Origin of the sequence: Phenylobacterium sp., from assembly GCF_031984885.1 — a bacterium.
Taxonomy (GTDB): Bacteria; Pseudomonadota; Alphaproteobacteria; order Caulobacterales; family Caulobacteraceae; genus Phenylobacterium.
Genome location: NZ_DAMABV010000009.1, coordinates 21,619 through 42,794 on the forward strand (window position 1 = coordinate 21,619; position 21,176 = coordinate 42,794).

The following is a 21,176-nucleotide window of genomic DNA, read 5'->3' on the forward strand; positions in this document are numbered from 1 at the left end:
CCTAGATCGAGTAGTCGAGCTCGCCTTCCAGCCAGGCCACGATCTGCTCGGCCGCCTGGGTCGCCGACATCGCGGTGGTGTCGATGACGATCTCGGCGTGCTCGGGCGGCTCGTAGGGGCTGTCGATGCCGGTGAAGTTCTTCAGCTCGCCGGCCCGGGCCTTCTTGTAGAGGCCCTTCACGTCGCGGCTCTCGGCCACCGCCAGCGGGGTGTCGACATAGACCTCGACGAAATCGCCCTCGGCCTGCAGGTCGCGCGCCAGCCGGCGCTCGGCCCGGAACGGCGAGATGAACGAGACCAGCACGATCAGGCCGGCGTCGACCATCAGCTTGGCGACCTCAGCCACCCGGCGGATGTTCTCGACCCGGTCCTCGTCGGTGAAGCCGAGGTCCTTGTTGAGGCCGTGGCGGACATTGTCGCCGTCGAGCAGGTAGGTGTGGCGCCCGTCGGCGTGCAGGCGCTTTTCGACCAGGTTGGCGATCGTCGACTTGCCCGAGCCCGACAGGCCGGTCAGCCAGACCACCCGCCCGCGCTGGCCCTTCAGCGCCGCGCGGCTCGCCTTGTCGACGTCCAGCGCCTGCCAATGGATGTTCTGGCTGCGCCGCAGGGCGAAATGCAGCATCCCGGCCCCGACCGTGCGGTTGGAGATCCGGTCGATCAGGATGAAGCCGCCCAGGTCGTGGTTCTCGCCATAGGCGTCGAAGGCGATCGGCGCGTCGAGCGAGAGGTTGCAGACCCCGATCTCGTTGAGCTCCAGCCGCTTGGCGGCCAGGTGCTCCAGGGTGTTCACATTGACCTTGTACTTCGGCTCGGTGACCTGGGCCGACACCACGCGGGTGCCGACCTTCAGCAGGTAGGGCCGGCCCGGCAGCATCGCCTCGTCGTCCATCCAGACGATGGTCGCCTCGAACTGGTCGGCCACCGGCGGCGGCGATCCGGCCTCGGCGACGACGTCCCCGCGCGAGATGTCGATCTCGTCCTTCAGGGTCAGGGTGACCGACTGCCCGGCCACCGCTTCGTCAAGGTCGCCGCGAAACGTGACGATACGGTCGATAACGCTCTCGCGGCCCGAGGGCAGGGCCTTGATCCTGTCGCCCGGACGCACCGTGCCGGTCGAGATCAGCCCTGAAAAGCCACGGAAATCCAGGTTCGGGCGGTTCACCCACTGCACCGGCATGCGGAACGGCTGCTCGCGCAGGTCGTCCTCGACCGGCAGGGTCTCCAGCAGCGGCATCAGGGCCGGCCCCTCGTACCAGGGCGCGGCCTCGCTGCGGGTGGTGATGTTGTCGCCTTTCAAGGCGGACATGGGGATTGCGGTGTAGTCCTTGATGCCGATCTGGGCGGCGAAATCGGCATATTCCTGCAGGATCGCGTCGTAAACCTGCCGATCCCAGCCCACCAGATCCATCTTGTTGACCGCCAGGACCACGTGCCGGATGCCCAGCAGCGAGACCAGGTAGGAGTGCCGGCGGGTCTGGGTCAGCACGCCCTTGCGCGCGTCGATCAGGATGACCGCGGCGTCGGCGGTCGAGGCGCCGGTGACCATGTTGCGCGTGTATTGCTCATGGCCGGGCGTGTCGGCGACGATGAACTTGCGCTTGTCGGTCGAGAAGAATCGATAGGCGACGTCAATGGTGATGCCCTGTTCGCGCTCGGCGGCCAGGCCGTCGACCAGCAGGGCGAAGTCGATGTCGCCGCCCTGGGTGCCGACTTTCTTGGAGTCTGCTTCGAGCGCGGCCAACTGGTCCTCGAAGATCATCTTCGAGTCATAGAGCAGGCGGCCGATCAGGGTCGACTTGCCGTCGTCCACCGAGCCGCAGGTCAGGAACCGCAGCAGGCTCTTGCGCTCGTGCGCGGAGAGGTAGGCCTCGATGTCTTCGGCGATGAGCGCGGACTGGTGGGCCATCAGAAGTAGCCCTCCTGCTTCTTCTTCTCCATCGAGGCGGCCTGGTCGTGGTCGATCATCCGGCCCTGGCGCTCCGAGGTCGTGGTCAGCAGCATTTCCTGAATGATTTCAGGCAGCGTGGCCGCAGTGGACTCGACCGCGCCGGTCAGCGGGTAGCAGCCCAGAGTGCGGAACCGCACCGATTTCATCATCGGCGTCTCGCCCGGCCGCAGCGGCATCCGCTCGTCGTCGACCATGATCAGCGTGCCGTCGCGATCCACCACCGGCCGCACGTCCGAGAAGTACAGCGGCACGATCGGGATGTTCTCAAGGTGAATGTATTGCCAGATGTCCAGCTCGGTCCAGTTGGAGATCGGGAACACCCGAATGCTCTCGCCGGGGTTCTTGCGGGTGTTGTAGAGCCGCCAGAGTTCGGGCCGCTGGTTCTTGGGATCCCAGCGGTGCTGGGCCGAGCGGAACGAGAAGATGCGCTCCTTGGCGCGGGACTTCTCCTCGTCGCGGCGCGCGCCGCCGAAGGCCGCGTCGAAGCCGTACTTGTCCAGCGCCTGCTTCAGGCCCTCGGTCTTCCAGATGTCGGTGTGCAGCGCGCTGCCGTGGTCGAACGGGTTGATGTTGCGCTCGACGGCCTCGGGGTTCTTGTGGACCAGCAGCTCGAAGCCGAGCTCCTTGGCCATGCGTTCGCGCATTTCGTACATCGCCTGGAACTTCCAGGTCGTATCGACGTGCAGCAGCGGGAAGGGCGGCTTGGACGGATAGAACGCCTTGGCCGCCAGGTGCAGCATGACGGCGGAGTCCTTGCCGATCGAATAGAGCATCACCGGGCGCTCGGCCTCGGCCGCCACCTCGCGCATGATGTGGATGCTCTCGGCCTCCAGGCGCTGAAGATGGGTCAGCGTTTCGGGGGCGATCGCGGGCGCCTTGGCCTGCATCAGGGCTGTACCTTGCACGTGAACCTCGGGCCTCACCCTGAATTCTAACAACGAAAAAGTCCGCCCGTCGCTGCTGGCGCACCGCGCGGATTGGCCCTGAGCGACGGCTTACGGGACCCGAGGACCGATGACGATAGAGATTTACTGACAGGCCGACGAGGAAAATGGAGCCGTCCGAAAACCGCCAGGCGAAGACCGGTCATGTCCGAAAACCGCGAGACATGCGCCGCTCATAGGCCGATCATCGCGCCATGGATATGGATGACGACGCCTGCTACCGCGCCTTCCAGATGCGCGACGCCCGCTTCGACGGGCGCATCTTCAGCGGCGTGACCAGCACCGGTATCTATTGCCGGCCGATCTGCCCGGCGCGGACGCCCAAGCGCGAGAACATGCGGTTCTACCGTTCGGCCGCGGCCGCCCAGGAGGCGGGGTTCCGGCCCTGCCTGCGCTGCCGGCCGGAGACCTCGCCGGACCTGGGCTCGTGGCGCGGGACCTCGAACACCGTCTCGCGCGCCCTGGCCCTGATCGAGGCCGGCTCCCTGGACAACGGCGACGTCGACAGCCTGGCCGAGCGGCTGGGCGTCGGCGAGCGCCAGTTGCGGCGGCTGTTCCAGCAGCATGTGGGCGCCTCGCCCATCGCCGTGGCCCAGACGCGGCGGGTGCTGCTGGCCAAGCAACTGCTGCACGAGACCCGCCTGCCGATGGCCGAGGTGGCGATGGCCGCCGGCTTCGGCAGCGTGCGGCGCTTCAACGAGACCTTCCAGCAGCTCTTCGACCGCCCGCCGGCCAAGCTGCGCCGGCTGGGCGGCGCGGACGTGGCGGCGGGCGAGGGGGGCGGCGCGACTATCCGGCTGCCCTATCGCGCCCCCTACGACTGGGACGCCATGCTGGCCTTCCTGACGGCGCGGGCCATCCCGGGCGTCGAGGCGGTCCGCGACGGCCGCTATGCGCGCACGCTCAGCGTCGGCCAGGCCCGGGGCGTGGTGATGGTCGAGCCGGGCGAGGGCGCCTGCCTGAAGGTCACCCTGCGCTTTCCCAGGGTCGAGGCCTGGCCGGCGGTCATCGCCCGGATCCGCCGGGTGTTCGACCTGGCCGCCGATCCCGCCGTGATCGAGGCCCACCTGTCGGAGGACCCGGACCTGGCGCCGCTGGTCGCCGCGCGGCCGGGCCTGCGCGCGCCGGGGGCCTGGGACGGCTTCGAGCTGGCCGTGCGCGCGGTGCTGGGCCAGCAGATCACCGTCCACGCCGCGCGGATGCTGGCGGGCAAGATCACCGCCCTGCACGGCGCGCGGCTGGAGGACGAGGCGGCGGGCGCCCTGGGGCTGACCCACTTCTTCCCCGAGCCGGCGAGCCTGGCCCTGGCGGATGTGGAAACCCTGGCGATGCCGCGGGCGCGGGGGCGGGCGTTGATCGGCCTGGCCGCGGCCGCCGCCGTCGATCCCGAACTCTTCGGCATGCGCCGCAGCCTGGACGAGGCGGTCGCCGCCCTGCGGGCCTTGCCGGGCGTCGGCGAGTGGACGGCCCAGTACATCGCCATGCGCGCCCTGCGCGAGCCGGACGCCTTTCCCAGCGCCGACATCGGGCTGATGCGCGCGCTGGAGGGGCCCGGCGGCGTGCGTCCGTCGCCGGCCGAGCTGCTGGCCCGCGCCGAACGCTGGCGGCCCTGGCGCGCCTACGCCGCCTCGCACCTGTGGGCCGCCGACCCCAAGAACCCCTCGGAATCCAAGCATGCCAAAGCCGCCTGAAGTCCTCCATCTCGACCGCATGGCCACGCCGGTCGGCGAGGGCCTGCTGGTCACCGACGCCGCGGGCTATCTGCGGGCCTTCGACTGGACCACGCACGAGGCGCGGCTGACGACGCTGCTGAGGCGTCAGAACGCGCCCACGGACCTGGTCGCCGGCCCGGCGCCGGCGGCCGTCCGCTCGGCGCTCGACGCCTATTTCGAGGGCGACCTGACCGCGCTGGCGAGCATTCGATGGCGTACCGGCGGCACGGACTTCCAGCGCGCCGTCTGGACCGCGCTCTGCACGATCCCGGCCGGCGAAACCCTGACCTACAAGGGCCTGGCCGAGCGGATCGGCAATCCCAAGGCGGTCCGGGCCGTGGGCCTGGCCAACGGGGCCAACCCGGTGTCGATCGTCGTGCCGTGCCATCGGGTGATCGGGTCCGACGGAACCCTGACCGGCTATGGCGGCGGGCTGGAGCGCAAGCACTGGCTGCTCAGCCACGAAGGCGCGGCCTTCGTCACATGACCGAAATTTCATGTTCCGATGCATCGCTCGATCGAGGCGGCTGCCGTATAACAACGCTCGCTGGAATCGTATCGGACGTACGGGAGAGTTCCGATGCAAACCTTGACCGAGATCGTGGCCGCCGTGGTGGTGTCGTCTTCCGCTGCGGCCTATTCGCATTTCGGGGTCGCCCTGGACGCGCAACAGGTGGAAAAGCCTGCCCCTGCGGAGCGCACCATCGCGCGCACGACGAGCCGCAACACCGCCGCCGCGCCGGCCCCCAGGGTGGTGGTCAAGGTGGGCAAGAGCCCCGGCCTGGCGCGCGAGATCTGTCCCGAAACCCGAGCGCGGACGCTGCGAATCTAGGTCCGGCCTGCGACGATTCCCTCCGATCAGTGCTTTGCCTCGCGGGCGTTCGTCGGTAATCCTTCGATCCTGGGCGCAATGATGGGGCGTGCGTGTGGTTGCACGTCCTGTCGGCAGGGGTGGAAGGCCGCTTACGACGGGCCATGAAGATCAAGAAGCGGCATCAACCGGTCGATTTCCAATCGCTTGACGGCGAAGGCGCGGCCGCGCCCGAACCTGCGGCCGCCATCGCCGAGGCCGAGGCGGACCAGGCGTTTTCCTTCGCCCCGCCGCCGGTCGGAGATCTGGCGGTCGAGGCCAAGGCGGCCACGCCGCTGACTGCGCGGGCCGCCACGACGCCGCGCATCCCGCTGACGCCGGCCACGAGCGTCTCCGCCTCGTCGGGCTGGACCATCTACCTGACCGCCTTCGTGGTGTCGGTGCTGTGGGCCTGCGCGCCTATCGCCTTCGCCTGGGGCTATCGCCGCTCGGTGGCGCCCTTCGACTTCGAGCCCTTCGCGATGGTGGTCTTCGCCCTGCTGGCGATCGGCCCGGCCGCCCTGGTCTGGGTGCTGGCCTATATGGTCCGCCAGGGGCAGCTTCTGGGCGCCGAGGCGCGCCGCACCAAGGCGCTGGCCGACGAGATGACGACCCCGGCCATGGCGGCCGGCGCGCAGACCATCGACCTGGTCCAGGCCATGCGCGACGAGATCGCCCGCGCCGGCGCCGCCGCCCAGGAGGCCCGCGACACCATCATCGTGCTGCGCCAGGCCTTGGCCGGCGAGAGCGAAGGGCTCGCCGCCGCCGCGGCCAACGCCGCGCGCACCGCCCAGGGCCTGTCCGAGACGCTCGGCCGCGAGCGCACCGAGCTGGGCGGCCTGGCCCAGACGCTCGACGCCCAGGCCGCCGCCGTGGCCGACGCCATCACCCGCCAGGCCAAGATGGTCGGCGAGGCCTCCGACCTGGCCGAGGCGCAGTTGCGTGAGGCCGAGGCTTCGCTGGCGGCCCGCGCCGCCGACCTGGCCGCCGCCGCCGGCGAGACCAGCGACGTGGCGCGCACCGCCGCCGAGGACCTGACCCGCCACATCGCCCGCCTGGAAACGGCCGGGCTGGGCGTCACCGAGCAGATCGGCTCGGTCGAGAAGGGCCTGACCGAGCAGCGCGCCAGCCTAGTCACCGCCGCGCACGCGCTGCGCGCCGACCAGGAGGGCTTCTCGGCCCAGGCCGAAACCCACGCGGCCCAGCTTGCCGAGTTCATCGCCCAGGCGCGGCTGTCGGCCGCCGAGATGGGCGACCGGGCGGTGAAGGGCGGCGAAGCCCTGCGCCAACTGATGTCCGAGGCTGCCGACCAGTTCCGCGACCTGGCGGAGACCGCCAAGGCCGAGCGCGACGAGTTCGGCCAGTCCACGCTGCACTCGGTCGAAGCTGTGGCCCGGGCCGCCGCCGCCGAGCGCGCGCGCCTGGAGGAGCAGACCCGCGCCACCATCGCCGCCATGACCCAGGCGGCCGAGGAGACCCGCCAGGCCGCCGCGCGGCACGCCGAGACCGCGCGCGACCAGGTCGACCAGTTGTCGGAAGCGGCCTTCACCGCCGGGCAGCAGGCCAACAAGGTGTTCGAGGCGCGGCTGGCCGAGGCCCGGGCGCTGATCGAACAATCGGCCCAGATGGTCGAGCAGGCCGGCGCGGCCACGACCCGCAAGCTGGACGAGGGCGCCCGCGCGGCCCGCGCCGCCCTCGACGAACTGACCGGCATGCTGGGCGAGATCGAGGACCGGGCGACCAAGCTGCCCGCCGCCGCCCGCGACCGGGCAGAAGAGGTCCGCATGGCCGTCGCCGAGAGCATCGACGACCTGATGGACCACGCCCGGCGCACCGCCGACGAGACCCAGGCGATCGACGAGGCCTTCCAGGAGCGGGTGCGCCGCAACTACGACATGCTGAGCGAGGCCGTCCGCCTGATGGGCTCGGTGGCCACCTCCGCCAGCCTGACGCCGCCGGCGCCGCGCGAGCGTCCCGAGCGCGTGTCGCTGCGCGCCAGCCTGGCCAAGGAAGCTGCGCCGGTCGTGGAGGCCGAGGCGGCCGAAGCCCCCGCCGACGACCACGACGAGCTGGAGCTCAACGAGCCGATCCCGCCGCCGCCCGTGGCCGACAAGGCCGCCAAGGAGATCCGGCCGCGCCTGCGGCTGACGCCGACGGCCACCGACACCGAGTTCGCGACGGTCTTCGAACAGGCCGCGGGGCGTCACGAAGACCCGGCCGGCGAGGGCTGGACCTGGAGGGACCTGCTGTCCTCGCTCGAAGAGCCGGATGAGGCCGAGGAGGTCCGGCATCCGCCGCTGGAGGAAACCCTGGCTGCAGAGATCGGGGCCATGGGCATCGACCCCACCGCCCTGCTGCCGCGCAGCCGGATTCACGAACTGGCGGTCGCCTTGCAGGTGCGCGACCTCGACGGCGCGCGGGCGGTGGTGCGCAAGCTGGCCCCCGCCGCGACCCGGCGCCTGACCCGCAAGCTGCTCACCGACGACCTGCTCAAGCGGCAGGTCCTGAGCTACCTGGCCCGCTACCACGAACTGCTGGAGGACGCCGCCGAGCGCGACCCGGAGGGCTTCCTGATCGAGACCCTGCTGAGCTCCGAGGCCGGCCGGACCTACCTGCTGTTCGACGCGGCGGCCGGCGACCTGACTTGAGCCGCAGCCTCGCGGTCCGCGACGAGCGCTGGCCGCTGGCCGGCGCGTTCGTGATCGCCCGGGGAGCGAAGACCGAGGCCCATGTCATCGTCGTCGAGCTTTCCGAGGCCGGCGCGATCGGGCGTGGGGAAGCGGTTCCCTATGCCCGCTACGGCGAGAGCGTCGAAGGCGAGCTGGCCAAGATCGAGGCGTTGCGCCCTGCCCTGGAAGCTGGCCTGACGCGCCAGGCGCTGCAGGACCTGATCCCCGCCGGCGCGGCCCGCAACGCCGTCGACTGCGCCTTGTGGGACCTGGAGGCCAAGCTGAGCGGCGTGCCGGCCTGGCGGGCGGCGGGCCGCGCGCGGCTCGACCCGGTGAAGACCTGTTACACCATCAGCCTGGACACGCCGCAGGCCATGGCCGAGGCGGCGCGGCCGCTGGCCCGCCGGCCGTTCCTGAAGCTGAAGATCGGCGGCCCCGGCGACCTCGACCGGGTGGCCGCGGTGCGGGCTGTCGCGCCCAAGACCCGGCTGATCGTCGACGGCAACGAGGGGCTGTCGTTCGACGATCTCGTGCGGCTGGCCCCGGAGTTCGCGCGCCTCGACGTCAAGATGATCGAGCAGCCGCTGAAGGCCGGGGAGGATGCGGCGCTGGAGGGCTGGGCCAGCCCGGTGACGCTGTGCGCCGACGAGAGCCTGCATACCCGCCAGGAGCTGGCCGCGTGCGCGCGGCGCTATGGCGCGATCAACGTCAAGCTCGACAAGGCCGGCGGCCTGACCGAGGCGCTGGCGGTGGTGGATGAGGCGCGGCGGCTGGGGCTCGAACTGATGGCCGGCTGCATGGTGGCCACGTCCCTGGCCATGGCGCCGGCGATGATCGTCGCCCAGGGCGCGGAGGTCGCCGACCTGGACGGGCCGCTGTTGCTGGCCCGGGACCGCGAGCCGGGGCTGGTCTTCGACGGCTCGCTGATTTTTCCGCCGCCGCCCGAGCTTTGGGGCTAGCGTGGAGCCTTACATTGGCGATGACGTTGAAGCGTGATGGCTGACGACAAGGAACGCGCCCACGGGGCCTGGCGGGCGGCGGAGCGGATCAAGCGCCTGTCCGACCGATTGGTCGGGATCGGGCCGGTGGGCGTCGGCCTCGACGGGGTGCTGGCCTGGGTTCCCGGCGTGGGGACGGCCTACAGCGTCGGCGCCGGCGCGCTGCTGATGTATCACGGCTTCACGGCGCGGGCCTCGCTGCCGACCCTGGCGCGGATGGCGGCCTATCTGGTCCTCGACTCGGCCGCCTCGGTTCCGCCGGTGATCGGCTGGGCGGTCGACACCCTTTTTCCGGGCCACCTGATGGCGGCCGGCGCGCTGCAGAAGGACATCGAGGCGCGGCACGGCGCCTCGGAGCTGCCGCCGACCTGGTACGGCCGGCGCAGCCGCCAGGGGCGGTCGGTGCGGGCGGCGCCCAAGGTTCCTTAGTCGCTCGGGACGGCGGAGGAGTGTGATGTTCAAGCACGTGAAGTTCTCGGGCCTGCCGGTCAGCGATCAGGACCGCGCCGTGGCCTTCTATCGCGACGTCATGGGGCTGGTGCTGGCGACCGACCAGCAATACGGCAGCGGCTGGCGCTGGATCGAGTTCGAGGTCGCCGGCTCGCCCACCAGGATCCTGTTCGAGAAGCGCCCCGACGAAGCCCCGGGCGAGCAGCCCAGCCTCGTCCTGGTGGTCGCCGACGTGGACGCGGCCTATGGCGAACTGAAGGGCCGTGGCGTCGTCTTCGACCAGGAGCCGATCGATGCGCCCTGGGCGCCCAGGGAGCGTTACGCCCTGCTGCGCGACAGCGAGGGCAACCTGGTGATGATCGGCTCGGGCTGAAGCGGCGTCAGGCCTTTTCGAGCTGGGCGTAGCCCATCTGTTCGTTGAGGCGCTCCAGGACTTCGATCGCCGCCTCGGGCACCACGGTGCCGGGGGTGAAGATCGCCGCGACGCCGGCGTCGCGAAGGGCCTGGAAGTCTTCGGGCGGGATGACGCCGCCGACCACGACCAGGATGTCCGGCCGCCCTAGCCTGGCCAGTTCGTCCTTCAATTCCGGCACCAGGGTCAGGTGGCCGGCGGCCAGCGAGCTGGCGCCGACGACATGGACGTTCTCGGCCACCGCCTGGGCGGCGGCCTCCGCGGGGGTCTGGAACAGGTTGCCGATGTCGACGTCGAAGCCGAGGTCGGCGAAGCCCGAGGCGATCACCTTCTGGCCGCGGTCGTGGCCGTCCTGGCCCATCTTGGCGATCATCACCCGCGGCTTGCGGCCGTCGGCCTGGCGGAAGGCCTCGGACATCGCCTTGGCGCGGCTGGCCTGGGGCGTGGCGCCGGCTTCGCGCAGATAGACGCCGGTGACCGCCGACGCCTCGGCGGCGTGCCGGCCGAACACCTTCTCCAGCGCCAGGCTGATCTCGCCGACCGTAGCCTTGGCGCGGGCCGCATTGACCGACAGTTCGAGCAGGTTGCCGTTGCCGGCGGCGCCGTGGGTCAGGGCGCTCAGCGCCGCCTCGACCGCGGCGGGGTCGCGCTCGGCGCGCAGGCGCTGGAGCTTTTCAAGCTGGCGTTCGCGCACCGCGGAGTTGTCGACCTTGAGCATGGGGATCTCGTCGGCGACGTCGGGCTTGTAGCGATTGACGCCGACGACGCTCTGGCGGCCCGCGTCGATGCGGGCCTGGGTGCGGGCCGAGGCCTCCTCGATGCGGCGCTTGGGCAGGCCGTCCTCGATGGCCCTGGCCATGCCGCCCAGGGCCTCGACCTCGGCGATGTGCTCCAGGGCGCGGGCGGCGAGGTCGGCGGTCAGCCGCTCGACATAGTAGGAGCCGCCCCACGGGTCGACGACGCGGGTCTGGCCGCTTTCCAACTGCAGGAAGAGCTGGGTGTTGCGCGCGATCCGGGCCGAGAAGTCGGTCGGCAGGGCCAGGGCCTCGTCCAGGGAGTTGGTGTGCAGGCTCTGGGTCTGGCCGCCGGTGGCGGCGATGGCCTCGACCAGGGTGCGCGGCACGTTGTTGTAGACGTCGTGGGCGGCCAGGCTCCAGCCGCTGGTCTGGGTATGGGCGCGCAGGGACAGGGAGCGGGAGTCCTTGGGGTCGAACTCCTCCTTCATGAGCTTGGCCCAGAGCAGGCGGCCGGCCCGCTGCTTGGCGATCTCCATGAAGGCGTTCATGCCGGCGTTCCAGAAGAACGACAGGCGCGGCGCGAACTGGTCGACGCTCATGCCGGCGGCGACGCCGGCGCGCACGTATTCGATGCCGTCGGCCAGGGTGTAGGCCAGTTCCAGGTCCAGCGTCGCGCCGGCCTCCTGGATGTGATAGCCGCTGATCGAGATCGAGTTGAACTTCGGCATTTCGCGCGAAGTATATGAAAAGATGTCGGAAATGATCCGCATCGAGGGCGCGGGCGGATAGATATAGGTGTTCCGGACCAGGAACTCCTTGAGGATGTCGTTCTGGATCGTGCCCGAGAGCTTGGCGTGCGCGACGCCCTGTTCCTCGGCGGCCACGACATAGAGCGCCAGGATCGGCAGCACCGCGCCGTTCATGGTCATCGAGACGCTCATCTTGTCGAGCGGGATGCCGTCGAACAGCGTGCGCATGTCGAGGATCGAGTCGATGGCCACCCCGGCCATCCCGACGTCGCCCTTCACCCGCGGGTGGTCGCTGTCATAGCCCCGGTGCGTGGCCAGGTCGAAGGCGACCGAGAGGCCCATCTGACCGGCGGCCAGGTTGCGGCGATAGAAGGCGTTGGAGTCCTCGGCCGTGGAGAAGCCCGCATACTGGCGGATGGTCCACGGGTTGGTGAGGTACATGGTCGGATAGGGGCCGCGCAGGAACGGCGCCAGGCCCGGATAGCCGCTCGCCAGGCCCGCGACGTCGGCCGGGCCGTAGGACGGGCGAACGGCGATGCCTTCCGGGGTGTCCCAGGCGGGGCCGGCCACGGCCGCGCGCGCGCCGCGGTCGGCGTCGAAGGGGAGGGCGGCGAAATCGGGAAACTGGCTCATCAGGCGGCCTCGTGCGGCGCGGCGAGACGGATGGGGGCGAGCGGCGGGCAATGGCCGTCCGGTCCCGGCAGGCGGGGCGAGGGCGCATCGACCGGGCGCGGTGTCGGCCGTTCGACCTCGACCGGGGCGTCCTGGGTCGGGGGAAAGGCGGTGACGCCGACGATCCTGGGCGGGCCGGCCGCGTTGCGCGCGGCGCACACGGCGGCGACCTCGGCGGCGACATGCCCGGAGGTCAGGGCGCCGATCACGCCGCCCTGGGCCTCGATGGCCTGGAACGCGGTCCAGGCGGCGCGGGCCATCTCGTCGGTCAGGGCCTCGACATAGCCCGAGCCCGCGGCCGGATCGGCGACCCGGCCCAGGTGCGCCTCCTCCATCAGCACCAGTTGCGCGTTGCGGCTCTGGCGGCGGGCGAAGGCGGTGGGCAGGCCGATGGCGTCGGTGAAGGCGCCCAGCACCACCGCGTCGGCGCCGCCGACGGCCGCGCCGAACGCCGCCGAGGTCAGGCGGAGCATGTTGGTCCAGGGGTCCTGCACGGCCAGCATGCGGCGGGACGACCGCGCCTCGATGCGCGCCGGAACGTCGACGCCGCAGGCGCTCGTCAGCCGGGTCCAGAGCACCCGCGCGGCGCGCAGCTTGGCGAGGGTGGCGAAGTAGTCCGCGTCGGCCGAGAGACCCAGATGGACGGCGCCGAACGCCTGGTCCATCGGCATGCCCGCCCGCACCAGCGCCTTGGCGTAGGCCAGCGCGGCGGCCAGCATGAAGGCGAGTTCGCCGGCCTCGCCGCCGCCGGCCTCGTGGACGACCCGGCCGGACGCCAGGAACAGCCCGGCCTTGGGATAGGATTCGGCCAGGCGCGCGCCGACCGTGGCGGCCGAGACCAGGTGGCTCTCGACGGGGCCGGGGCTTTCGCCGGCGGCGGCGAAGGCGCTCAGCGGATCCATGTGGAAGAGCAGCAGGGCGGTCGGCGAGCCCTTGGCGACGCCGGAGAGCCAATCGGCGGTCTTGGGGCCGAGGAAGCCGGCGTCGAGAGCGACGGGGGCGAGTTCGAGCAGAACGCCGTCGAGCGCCGCGGCGAGGTCGGCGCCGGAGCCGACGGCCACGCCGTTCGCGCCGCTCGGGTCGATGACGACCAGGGCCGAGGCCGCGCCGCCCTCGAGGTCGGTCAGGAGATCGGCGCGGGCCCGGCCGGGGTCGGGATGGGCGATCGGCGTGCGCAGGTCCCAGGGGCGGTCCGCGTCGTGCGGGCGGGGCGTGAAGGCCGGGGCGGCGGTGGCCGCCTCGTACAGTGGCGCGATCGGCAGCCCCTCGAGCGTCCGGCGCTGGAGACTGTCGAAGGGGGCGTCCTTCAGGGTCTTTTCCACCAGGGCGCGCCAGTCGGCGGCGGTGGCGGGCGGGAAGGCGCCTGGCGCGATCAGGGTGTCGGTCATCAGCCTGTCATTGCGACCTGTCCCGGCGACGCGTCAAGTTCACGCGGGGTCATCAGGCGGCGGCGCTTGCACGCCGTGAAAGTTTGTGTGTACGCTGTAAAAATTAGATCGACGCCACTCATAAGGACGACCTCCATGGCCTTGCCTCCCGTTCTCGCCGAGCGCCTGCGGATTCCCGTGATCGGTTCGCCGCTGTTCATCATCTCCGGTCCGGAACTCGTGATCGCCCAGTGCAAGGCCGGCATCGTCGGCTCGTTCCCGGCCCTGAACGCGCGTCCGGCCAGCCAGCTCGACGAATGGCTGGCCCAGATCACCGAGGAACTGGCCGACTGGGACCGGAAGAATCCCGACCGTCCCTCGGCGCCGTTCGCGATGAACCAGATCGTCCACAAGACCAACGACCGCCTCGAACACGACGTCGAAATGGCGGTGAAGTACAAGGTTCCGGTGACCATCACCTCGCTGGGCGCGCGCGAAGACGTGAACCAGGCGATCCACTCCTATGGCGGCGTCGTGCTGCACGACGTGATCAACGACCGCTTCGCGCGCAAGGCGGTGGAGAAGGGGGCCGACGGCCTGATCCCGGTCGCCGCCGGCGCCGGCGGCCACGCCGGCCACCTGTCGCCCTTCGCCCTGGTGCAGGAGCTGCGCGAGTGGTTCGACGGCCCGATCGCGCTGTCGGGCTCCATCGCCAACGGCGCGGCGATCCTGGGGGCCCAGGCCATGGGCGCGGACCTGGCCTATATCGGCTCGGCCTTCATCGCGACCAAGGAGGCCAATGCGGTCCAGGGCTACAAGGACATGATCGTGGCCAGCCGCGGCGACGACATCGTCTATTCGAACCTGTTCACCGGCGTGCACGGCAACTATCTGCGCCCGTCGATCGAGGCGGCCGGCCTCGACCCGGACAACCTGCCGCAATCGGATCCGTCGAAGATGAGCTTCGGTTCGGGCGGCAATCAGAAGGCCAAGGCCTGGAAGGACATCTGGGGCTGCGGCCAGGGCATCGGCGCGGTCAAGGACATCCCCAGCGCCGGCGACATGATCGATCGCCTGGCCGCCGAATACGAGGCCGCCAAGGCCGCGCTGGCGGCGAAGACCTCGCTGACCCGGGGCAGCGCCCTGGCGATGGCGGCGGAGTAGGCCCCAAACGAAAGCGGCGGGAAGGTTTCCCTTCCCGCCGCCGCCTTTGAACGCGATGCGTTCGTAGGGCCTATCGGAACAGTCCGAGCAGGGTGCTCGACGACTGGTTGGCGATGCTGAGGGCCTGCACGCCAAGCTGCTGCTTGGTCTGCAGGGCTTGCAGCCGCGCGCTTTCCTTCGCCAGGTCGGCGTCGACCAGGTTGCCGACCCCGGCGTCCAGGGTGTCCTGGAGCTTCATGACGTTGGTCATGTGGGTGTCGAGCGCCTTGGCGCCGGTGCCGAGCTTGGACAGGGCCGAGGAGACGTCCTGGATGGCCTCTTCGACTTCCGTCACGTCCGCCGAGGTCACGCCCGAGGTCAGGGTTTCCAGGGTGGCGGCGATCTTGGCGTTCGACTTCGACAGCACGACGTGATCGATGTCGATGGTCGCGGTCGCGTCGGCGTTGGCGATCGCCTTGATGCTCGAGCTGTTGACCGAGGTCGTCGAGATCAGGTTCACGCCGTCGAAGGTGGCGTTGTTGGCGATCGTGTCGATCTGGTCGCGCAGCGACTTGTATTCGTCGCTGAGCGCCGCCTTGGAGGCGGTCGACAGGCCCGCTTCGGTCGCCGCCAGGACCTTTTCCTTCATCTGGACGAGGATGTCCGAGATGGCGGTGCCGGCCGACATGGCGACGTCAGCCACCGACTGGCCGCGTTGCAGCGACGAGATGACCGAATTGAGGGAGGCGGATTCGGCGCGCTGGTTCTGGGCGATGGCCCAGATGGCGCCGTTGTCCTTGGCGGTGGAGATCTTCAGACCGGTGTTGATCCGGTTCTGAACGGTGCCAAGGTCCTTGTTGGTGGCGTTCAGGTTTTGAAGCGCGATCATCGCGCCTTTATTGGTGTTGACCGAATTCATCGACATACACGTGGTTCCTTTTCTCGGAGACCGGCGTCATTTTGACTGCCAGAGGCATTTTGCCTGGGAAGACCCCGAGCAAGGGGCGGGCCAGTTTGCGGCGTTAAGATTTACCCATTGATCATTATGAAGTTTTTCCGAGAACCCCTGTTCTGCAAGGGGGCGCGGCGCGGCGCTTGGCCAGCGACACGGTAAATTCTGCCGTCCCGACTGGGCAAAAAATGCGCTGCGAACTGGGCAGGATCTGCCGGTCGGCGCCCACGGCGGGTCGATCCGACCGCTTTCAGCTTTTCTAAGGACAGAAAAAGCTCAAACCGCTGGCGTGGGGGCGCCCTCCCGACCATGCTCCGCGCGATTTTCAGCAGGAGCGGTTCATGGCGCAGGCGCGCAAACGGGGCGGGATCTTCGCCTCCTTTGGATTTCAGGTTCTGGCCGGCATGACGCTCGGCCTGGCCCTGGGCCTGCTGGCGCGCCATCTGGGCGTGGAGGCCGGGCAGCCGGGGCATGGCCTTTCGGAAGCCCTGCGGATGGCGGGCTCGATCTTCGTCCAACTGCTGCGCGTGCTGGTGCCGCCCCTGGTGTTCACGGCCATCGTCGCCAGCATCGCCAATCTGCGCCAGCTCCAGAACGCCGCGGCGCTGGTCTGGCGGACCCTGTTCTGGTTCGCCCTGACCGCGCTGATCGCCGTCAGCATCGGCATCCTGCTGGGGCTGGTGCTGAAGCCCGGCCTCAACACCACCGTCGCGGCCGCGGCGGCGGGCGCCCCGCACACCAGCGGGTCCTGGCTGGACTTCCTGACCGGGCTGGTTCCGTCGAACATCCTGGGGATCGCCGCTTCGACCACGCTCAGCGACGGCGCGGCGAAGACGTCGCTGTCGTTCAACGTGCTGCAGATCGTGGTGATCTCGCTGGTGATGGGGGTGGCGGCGCTGAAGTCGGGCGCGGCGGCCGAGCCGTTCCTGGCGTTCAACGCCTCGGCCCTGGCCATCGTCCGCAAGGTGCTCTGGTGGGTGATCCGCCTGACGCCGATCGGCACGATCGGCCTGTTCGGCAACGCCGTCGGGCACTATGGCTGGGACGCCCTGGCCCAGTTGGGCGCGTTCGCGCTGGCGGTCTATGTCGGCCTGGCGCTGGTCATGTTCGTGGTCTACCCGGCCTTGCTGGCCGCCAATGGGCTCAATCCGCTGAAGTTCTTCGCCGGGGCCTGGCCGGCCATCCAGCTCGGCTTCGTGTCGCGGTCCTCGATCGGCACGCTGCCGGTCACCCAGACCGTGGCGGAGAGCGCGCTGGGGGTGCCGCGGTCGTACGCCGCCTTCGCCGTGCCGCTGGGCGCGACGACGAAGATGGACGGGTGCGCGGCGATCTATCCGGCCGTGGCCGCGATCTTCGTGGCGCAGTTCTACAATGTGCCGCTGGCGCTCAGCGACTACTTCCTGATCGTCTTCGTCTCGGTGATCGGGTCGGCGGCGACGGCGGGCCTGACCGGGGCGGTGGTGATGCTGACCCTGACCCTGTCGACCCTGGGGCTGCCGCTGGAGGGCGTCGGGCTGCTGCTGGCCATCGATCCCATCCTGGACATGGGCCGGACCGCCACCAACGTGGCCGGGCAGGCGCTGGTGCCGACCCTGGTCGCCAAGCAGCAGGGCATACTGGACCTGGAGGTCTACAACGCCGCCTCCGGGGACCTGCCGGCCGAACCGGACCAAACGACGCAGCAGGCCGCCTGACGCCGATCGCCGCCTGTCCACACGAGAGAACCACGCTAGGATCGGGTCTCAAGCGGGGCGGAGGGCATATGGCCGACGATGAGCGGGAGGGCCGCTGGCCGAGCGCCGGCGGCGGCGGCGAAGCTCTGCTCAAGGCGATGCTCGACGCTTCCGCGGTCATCGCGGGCGTCGTCGCGCCCTTGGAGGACGACTACCGCTTCGTGATGGCCAACCGTGGGGCCTGCGAGTTCTACGGCTGCGCCGAGGGCGGCCTGGACGGGCGCACCGGCCGGGAGCTGGGCGTCACCGCCGACCAGGTGATCGGCCGCTTGAACGTCCTGCATCGGGTGCTGGCCAGCGGCCAGGCCGAGACCCTCGAATATTCCTTCCGTTTTCCCAGCGGGCGTCAGGGCTGGTTCCTCGGAACGTTCTCGCCGCTGCCGGACGAGGCGGGGCAGGTCGCCTTCATCATCATCGACATCACCGAGCGGCATCGCGCCCAGGTCGAAGCCGAGCGGCAGGGCGCCCGGCTGACCCTGGCGCTGAACGCCACCGAGCTTGGCCTCTGGGAGTACGACGTGGCGGCCGACCGCGTCGAATGGGACAGCCGCACGCGCAGGATGTTCGGCATGCCGGCCGAAGGCGACATCAACTACGCGACCTATGCGGCCGCGGTTCATCCCGAGGACTTTCCGGCGACGCGGATCGCCTATGAGGCGGCCCTGGCCGGCGAGAACGACGGGCACTACGTCGTCGAGCACCGCACCACCAGCGCCGGGGCGCGCGGGTCGGCGGTCTGGGTGCGCGGCGCCGCGCGGGTCTCGTTCGACGCGGAAGGCCGCCCGACCCACGTCATCGGAACCTCGCAGGACATCTCGGCCCAGGTCGCGGCGCGGCAGCGGCAGGACCTGCTGCTGGGCGAACTGAACCACCGGGTGAAGAACAACCTGGCGGCGGTGCAGGCCATCGCGTCCCAGACCATGCGCAGCGCGCCCACCGACCCGGTCGCCTTCCGCGCGGCGTTCGACAGCCGCCTCCAGTCGCTGGCGCGCGGGCACGACCTGTTGACCCGCAACGTCTGGGAGGCGGCCGATCTGCGGGACGTCATCGAGGCGGCGCTGGCGCCGTTCTCGGCCGAGGGATTCGAGATCATCGGCGTGGAGACGCCGGCGCCGCTGGGGCCGGAGATGGCGGTCAATCTGGTGATGGTCCTGAACGAACTGGCCACCAACGCGGCCAAGTACGGCGCCTTGTCGGGGGCGGGCCGCGTCCGCATCGTCTGGGGCGTCGAGGGCGATAACCTGACCTTGCACTGGCGCGAGCGCGGAGGGCCGCCGGTGACGCCGCCCGAGCGGACGGGGTTCGGCACGCGCCTGACGCTCAGCGCGCTGCAGGCCTATGGCGGGTCGGTCGAGCTGACCTTCCCGCCGGAGGGCGCGGAGTGCCGGATGAGCACGCCGTTGGCTCGGCGCTAGGATTCCAGCGTCGTCTCCAGGGTGATCTGCGCGTTGAGCAGCCGTGAGACCGGGCAGGTCTTCTCGGCCGCGCGCGCGAGCTCGTCGAACTTGACCTGGTTCATGCCCGGCACCTTGGCGTGCAGGGTGAGGGCCGAGCGGTCGATCTTGAAGCCCTCGCCGTCGGGCACGAGGGACACCGCCGCCTCGGTGGAGAGCTCCTCGGCGGCCGAACCGGCGCGCTGGATCAGGAAGGCGAGCTGCATGGTGAAGCAGCCGGCGTGGGCTGCGGCGATCAGCTCCTCGGGGTTCGTGCCGGGGGTGTCCTCGAAGCGGGTCTTGAAGCTGTAGGGCGTCGCCGAGAGCACCCCGGAATCGGTGGTCAGGTCGCCGTCGCCGTCACGGCCGGTTCCGCGCCAGACCGCGCGTGCTTTGCGGATCATTTTCGTCTCCTGAATGGGATCGCCCCTGGGAGACGGATTAACGTCGCAGGCGGCGATTGGATCACCGCTGGGCGCGGCCGTTCATCTCGTCGCCGGCGTCGCGGGGCAGGGGGATGAAGAAGGCCAGCGAGATCAGGGTGATGAGCCCGATCACCACGAAGGCCGGCGAGATCGCCGCGGCGGTCAGGTGATCGTCTCCGCGGGCGACCATGAAGAAGTGCATCAGCGTGGCGGCCAGGCCGATGCCGACGGACTGGACGAGCTGCTGGACCATGGACGAGGTGGTGGAGGCGCGGCTCATGCGGTCCTGGCCGATGTCGGCGAAGGCCAGGCCGTTCAGGCTGGTGAAGTGCAGCGAGCGGAAGAAGCCGCCGACCGCCAGGATCGCCATGACCAGCCAGTGGGGCGTGGTCGGCGTGAACAGGCCGTAGGCGACGAAGCTGACGGCGACGATGACGGCGTTGACCAGCAGCACGCTGCGGAAGCCGAAGCGGCGCAGGATGGGCGGGGCGGTGGTCTTCATCACCAGGGCGCCGGCCGCGGAGATGAAGGTCATCAGGCCGGCCTGGATGGCGGAGAGGCCGAACCCGATCTGCAACAGCATGGCGAGCATGAACGGCGTCGCGCCCATGGCGATGCGCATGAAGGCCCCGCCGACGACGGAGGCGCGGAAGGTCTGCAGGCGGAAGACCGAGAGATCGAGGATGGCGTGCGGATTGCCGCGCGCGTGGCGCCAGTAGACGACCAGGGCGGCCGCGCCGCCGAGGAACATGGTCGCGACGAGGGCGTCGGGCAGCAGGCCGCGGCCCAGGTTCTCGAACCCGAAGATCAGGCCGGCGAGGCCAAGGCCGGTCAGCAGGGTGCCCTTCCAGTCGATCGGCGAGACCTCCTGTTCCTTGACGTTGGGCACGTAGCGCATGACCAGCAGCACGCCGACGACGGCCACGGGGATGCTCAGGAAGAAGATCCAGCGCCAGTCGGCGAAGGTGACGATGGCGCCGCCGACGATCGGGCCGATGACCGGGCCCAGCAGGGCCGGCATGGTCATGACCGACATGGCGCCGACCAGTTCCTCCTTGGGGGTGGTGCGCAGCAGGACCAGGCGGCCGACCGGGGCCATCATCGCCCCGCCCATGCCCTGGAAGATCCGGGCGACGACGAGCTGGGTGAGGTCCTGGGCGAAGCCGCAGGCGGCCGAGGACAGCGCGAACAGCACCATCGAGACCATGAAGATGCGCTTGGCCCCGAACTTGTCGGCCACCCAGCCGCTGATCGGCAGGAAAACCGCCGAGGCCAGCAGGAACATGGTGATCGCGAGGTTGAGGCGCAGGGGCGGCTCGTCCAGGGCGACGGCCATGGTCGGGAGGGCGTTGGCGATGACCGTGGCGTTCATGGTCTGCATCAGCAGCGCCGAGCCGATGATGGCCGGGATCAGCCAGCCGCGCGAGGCCGCCGTGCCGCCCGCCTCGCCCAGCGGTTCGTCGACGGGGCTCATTGGTCGAGGCTCAGCAGTTCGAGGAGGGGCTCGTTGGCCGCGGCCAGGGCGTCGCGGGCCTCGGGCGAGAGGCGCGCCAGGCGCTCGGCCAGCCAGTCGTTGCGGCGCTGGCGGACCGCGTCGAGCTGGGCCTGGCCCTGCGGCGTGATCTCGAAGCCCGAGCGGCGGCCGTCCTCGGAGTGGTCGCTTCGGAGAATCCAGCCGGCCGCCTCGAGGCGTTTGACGTGGCTGCTCATGCTGGGGCGGGACATCTGCTCGGCGTCGGCCAGGTCGCTGACCCCGATGCCGGGGTTGCGTCGGACGTGGCCGAGGATGAGGGCGTCGAGCGCCGAGCTGCCGACGCGCTGCGCCTCCTGGCGCAGGCGGCGGGCGACCCGGAGCAGCGGCGCGCGGAGGCTGTCGGCGAGGGCGAGCGTGTCGGGAGTGTTCGGCATGAATAATAGTTAGGTTGCCGAACTATCTATTGCGAGTCAAGTCGGAGCGCACGGTAAACGGGAACGCGTAACGT

The 21,176-nt window shown here is 70.3% G+C and carries 18 protein-coding genes; 10 read left to right on the forward strand and 8 right to left on the reverse strand.

What is annotated here, in order from left to right; translation table 11 throughout:
* Position 1: 1 nt before the first annotated feature.
* The gene (cysN, locus tag RTL41_RS14450; RefSeq protein ID WP_312165697.1) at positions 2 to 1,906 is read right to left on the reverse strand and encodes a sulfate adenylyltransferase subunit CysN; all 1,905 of its coding nucleotides are present in this window, start codon (positions 1,904 to 1,906) and stop codon (positions 2 to 4) included.
* A complete protein-coding gene (cysD, locus tag RTL41_RS14455; protein WP_312165824.1) occupies positions 1,906 to 2,835 on the reverse strand; it encodes a sulfate adenylyltransferase subunit CysD in 930 nt (309 codons plus the stop codon). Before cysD ends, cysN begins: the two co-directional genes overlap by 1 nt.
* Before the next feature lie 251 nt (positions 2,836 to 3,086).
* On the opposite strand from cysD, the gene RTL41_RS14460 reads away from it, so the two are divergent.
* From RTL41_RS14460 to RTL41_RS14490, 7 genes are all read left to right on the forward strand, one after another.
* Entirely contained in the window at positions 3,087 to 4,583 is a 1,497-nt protein-coding gene (locus tag RTL41_RS14460; protein WP_312165699.1) for an AlkA N-terminal domain-containing protein, read from the forward strand.
* Positions 4,567 to 5,091 carry a methylated-DNA--[protein]-cysteine S-methyltransferase gene (locus tag RTL41_RS14465; RefSeq protein WP_312165700.1) on the forward strand — a complete coding sequence of 175 codons (525 nt, stop codon included), beginning with the start codon at positions 4,567 to 4,569 and terminating at the stop codon, positions 5,089 to 5,091. Before RTL41_RS14460 ends, RTL41_RS14465 begins: the two co-directional genes overlap by 17 nt.
* Positions 5,092 to 5,184: 93 nt before the next feature.
* On the forward strand, positions 5,185 to 5,436 hold the full coding sequence (locus RTL41_RS14470) for a hypothetical protein (protein ID WP_312165702.1): 252 nt from the start codon (positions 5,185 to 5,187) through the stop codon (positions 5,434 to 5,436).
* A gap of 143 nt (positions 5,437 to 5,579) precedes the next feature.
* Entirely contained in the window at positions 5,580 to 8,102 is a 2,523-nt protein-coding gene (locus tag RTL41_RS14475; protein ID WP_312165704.1) for a polar localization protein TipN, read from the forward strand.
* Positions 8,099 to 9,082 carry an N-acetyl-D-Glu racemase DgcA gene (dgcA, locus tag RTL41_RS14480; protein WP_312165706.1) on the forward strand — a complete coding sequence of 328 codons (984 nt, stop codon included), beginning with the start codon at positions 8,099 to 8,101 and terminating at the stop codon, positions 9,080 to 9,082. Before RTL41_RS14475 ends, dgcA begins: the two co-directional genes overlap by 4 nt.
* A 36-nt stretch (positions 9,083 to 9,118) precedes the next feature.
* A complete protein-coding gene (locus RTL41_RS14485) occupies positions 9,119 to 9,550 on the forward strand; it encodes a DUF4112 domain-containing protein (RefSeq protein ID WP_312165708.1) in 432 nt (143 codons plus the stop codon).
* A gap of 25 nt (positions 9,551 to 9,575) precedes the next feature.
* On the forward strand, positions 9,576 to 9,944 hold the full coding sequence (locus RTL41_RS14490) for a VOC family protein (protein WP_312165710.1): 369 nt from the start codon (positions 9,576 to 9,578) through the stop codon (positions 9,942 to 9,944).
* 7 nt (positions 9,945 to 9,951) lie between these two features.
* Here the strand turns inward: RTL41_RS14490 and scpA are convergent, their stop codons facing one another.
* Positions 9,952 to 12,102: a methylmalonyl-CoA mutase gene (gene scpA / locus RTL41_RS14495; RefSeq protein WP_312165712.1), complete on the reverse strand. Its 2,151-nt coding sequence runs from the start codon at positions 12,100 to 12,102 to the stop codon at positions 9,952 to 9,954.
* Positions 12,102 to 13,529 carry a methylmalonyl-CoA mutase family protein gene (locus RTL41_RS14500; protein WP_312165715.1) on the reverse strand — a complete coding sequence of 476 codons (1,428 nt, stop codon included), beginning with the start codon at positions 13,527 to 13,529 and terminating at the stop codon, positions 12,102 to 12,104. The genes scpA and RTL41_RS14500 overlap by 1 nt, the downstream gene beginning before the upstream one ends.
* Before the next feature lie 135 nt (positions 13,530 to 13,664).
* On the opposite strand from RTL41_RS14500, the gene RTL41_RS14505 reads away from it, so the two are divergent.
* The gene (locus RTL41_RS14505; protein WP_312165717.1) at positions 13,665 to 14,672 is read left to right on the forward strand and encodes a nitronate monooxygenase family protein; all 1,008 of its coding nucleotides are present in this window, start codon (positions 13,665 to 13,667) and stop codon (positions 14,670 to 14,672) included.
* 70 nt (positions 14,673 to 14,742) lie between these two features.
* Here RTL41_RS14505 and RTL41_RS14510 read toward each other — a convergent pair whose 3' ends face one another.
* Positions 14,743 to 15,576 (reverse strand): flagellin, encoded by an 834-nt coding sequence (locus tag RTL41_RS14510; protein WP_312165718.1) that lies wholly within the window; start codon positions 15,574 to 15,576, stop codon positions 14,743 to 14,745.
* Between the two features lie 368 nt (positions 15,577 to 15,944).
* Here RTL41_RS14510 and RTL41_RS14515 point away from each other — a divergent pair, with 368 nt between their 5' ends.
* Both RTL41_RS14515 and RTL41_RS14520 read left to right on the forward strand, forming a co-directional pair.
* Complete coding sequence (locus RTL41_RS14515; RefSeq protein WP_312165721.1) at positions 15,945 to 17,297, forward strand: dicarboxylate/amino acid:cation symporter; 1,353 nt, start codon at positions 15,945 to 15,947, stop codon at positions 17,295 to 17,297.
* A gap of 68 nt (positions 17,298 to 17,365) precedes the next feature.
* Positions 17,366 to 18,751 (forward strand): HWE histidine kinase domain-containing protein, encoded by a 1,386-nt coding sequence (locus tag RTL41_RS14520; RefSeq protein ID WP_312165722.1) that lies wholly within the window; start codon positions 17,366 to 17,368, stop codon positions 18,749 to 18,751.
* Here the strand turns inward: RTL41_RS14520 and RTL41_RS14525 are convergent.
* From RTL41_RS14525 to RTL41_RS14535, 3 genes are all read right to left on the reverse strand, one after another.
* The gene (locus RTL41_RS14525; protein WP_312165723.1) at positions 18,748 to 19,173 is read right to left on the reverse strand and encodes an OsmC family protein; all 426 of its coding nucleotides are present in this window, start codon (positions 19,171 to 19,173) and stop codon (positions 18,748 to 18,750) included. The genes RTL41_RS14520 and RTL41_RS14525 overlap by 4 nt on opposite strands.
* Before the next feature lie 61 nt (positions 19,174 to 19,234).
* Positions 19,235 to 20,668: an MFS transporter gene (locus RTL41_RS14530; protein ID WP_312165725.1), complete on the reverse strand. Its 1,434-nt coding sequence runs from the start codon at positions 20,666 to 20,668 to the stop codon at positions 19,235 to 19,237.
* Positions 20,665 to 21,102 (reverse strand): MarR family transcriptional regulator, encoded by a 438-nt coding sequence (locus RTL41_RS14535; protein ID WP_312165726.1) that lies wholly within the window; start codon positions 21,100 to 21,102, stop codon positions 20,665 to 20,667. The genes RTL41_RS14530 and RTL41_RS14535 overlap by 4 nt, the downstream gene beginning before the upstream one ends.
* Positions 21,103 to 21,176 lie beyond the last annotated feature (74 nt).

Excerpts from the sequence above, each read along its gene's own strand:
- scpA (WP_312165712.1), bottom strand. The coding sequence starts at position 12,102 with ATGAGCCAGTTTCCCGATTTCGCCGCCCTCCCCTTCGACGCCGACCGC.
- RTL41_RS14470 (WP_312165702.1), top strand. The coding sequence starts at position 5,185 with ATGCAAACCTTGACCGAGATCGTGGCCGCCGTGGTGGTGTCGTCTTCC.
- RTL41_RS14490 (WP_312165710.1), top strand. The coding sequence starts at position 9,576 with ATGTTCAAGCACGTGAAGTTCTCGGGCCTGCCGGTCAGCGATCAGGAC.
- RTL41_RS14475 (WP_312165704.1), top strand. The coding sequence starts at position 5,580 with ATGAAGATCAAGAAGCGGCATCAACCGGTCGATTTCCAATCGCTTGAC.
- RTL41_RS14500 (WP_312165715.1), bottom strand. The coding sequence starts at position 13,529 with ATGACCGACACCCTGATCGCGCCAGGCGCCTTCCCGCCCGCCACCGCC.
- RTL41_RS14505 (WP_312165717.1), top strand. The coding sequence starts at position 13,665 with ATGGCCTTGCCTCCCGTTCTCGCCGAGCGCCTGCGGATTCCCGTGATC.
- RTL41_RS14515 (WP_312165721.1), top strand. The coding sequence starts at position 15,945 with ATGGCGCAGGCGCGCAAACGGGGCGGGATCTTCGCCTCCTTTGGATTT.
- RTL41_RS14525 (WP_312165723.1), bottom strand. The coding sequence starts at position 19,173 with ATGATCCGCAAAGCACGCGCGGTCTGGCGCGGAACCGGCCGTGACGGC.
- RTL41_RS14535 (WP_312165726.1), bottom strand. The coding sequence starts at position 21,102 with ATGCCGAACACTCCCGACACGCTCGCCCTCGCCGACAGCCTCCGCGCG.
- RTL41_RS14510 (WP_312165718.1), bottom strand. The coding sequence starts at position 15,576 with ATGTCGATGAATTCGGTCAACACCAATAAAGGCGCGATGATCGCGCTT.
- RTL41_RS14460 (WP_312165699.1), top strand. The coding sequence starts at position 3,087 with ATGGATATGGATGACGACGCCTGCTACCGCGCCTTCCAGATGCGCGAC.
- RTL41_RS14530 (WP_312165725.1), bottom strand. The coding sequence starts at position 20,668 with ATGAGCCCCGTCGACGAACCGCTGGGCGAGGCGGGCGGCACGGCGGCC.
- RTL41_RS14465 (WP_312165700.1), top strand. The coding sequence starts at position 4,567 with ATGCCAAAGCCGCCTGAAGTCCTCCATCTCGACCGCATGGCCACGCCG.
- RTL41_RS14485 (WP_312165708.1), top strand. The coding sequence starts at position 9,119 with ATGGCTGACGACAAGGAACGCGCCCACGGGGCCTGGCGGGCGGCGGAG.
- RTL41_RS14520 (WP_312165722.1), top strand. The coding sequence starts at position 17,366 with ATGGCCGACGATGAGCGGGAGGGCCGCTGGCCGAGCGCCGGCGGCGGC.
- cysN (WP_312165697.1), bottom strand. The coding sequence starts at position 1,906 with ATGGCCCACCAGTCCGCGCTCATCGCCGAAGACATCGAGGCCTACCTC.
- cysD (WP_312165824.1), bottom strand. The coding sequence starts at position 2,835 with ATGCAGGCCAAGGCGCCCGCGATCGCCCCCGAAACGCTGACCCATCTT.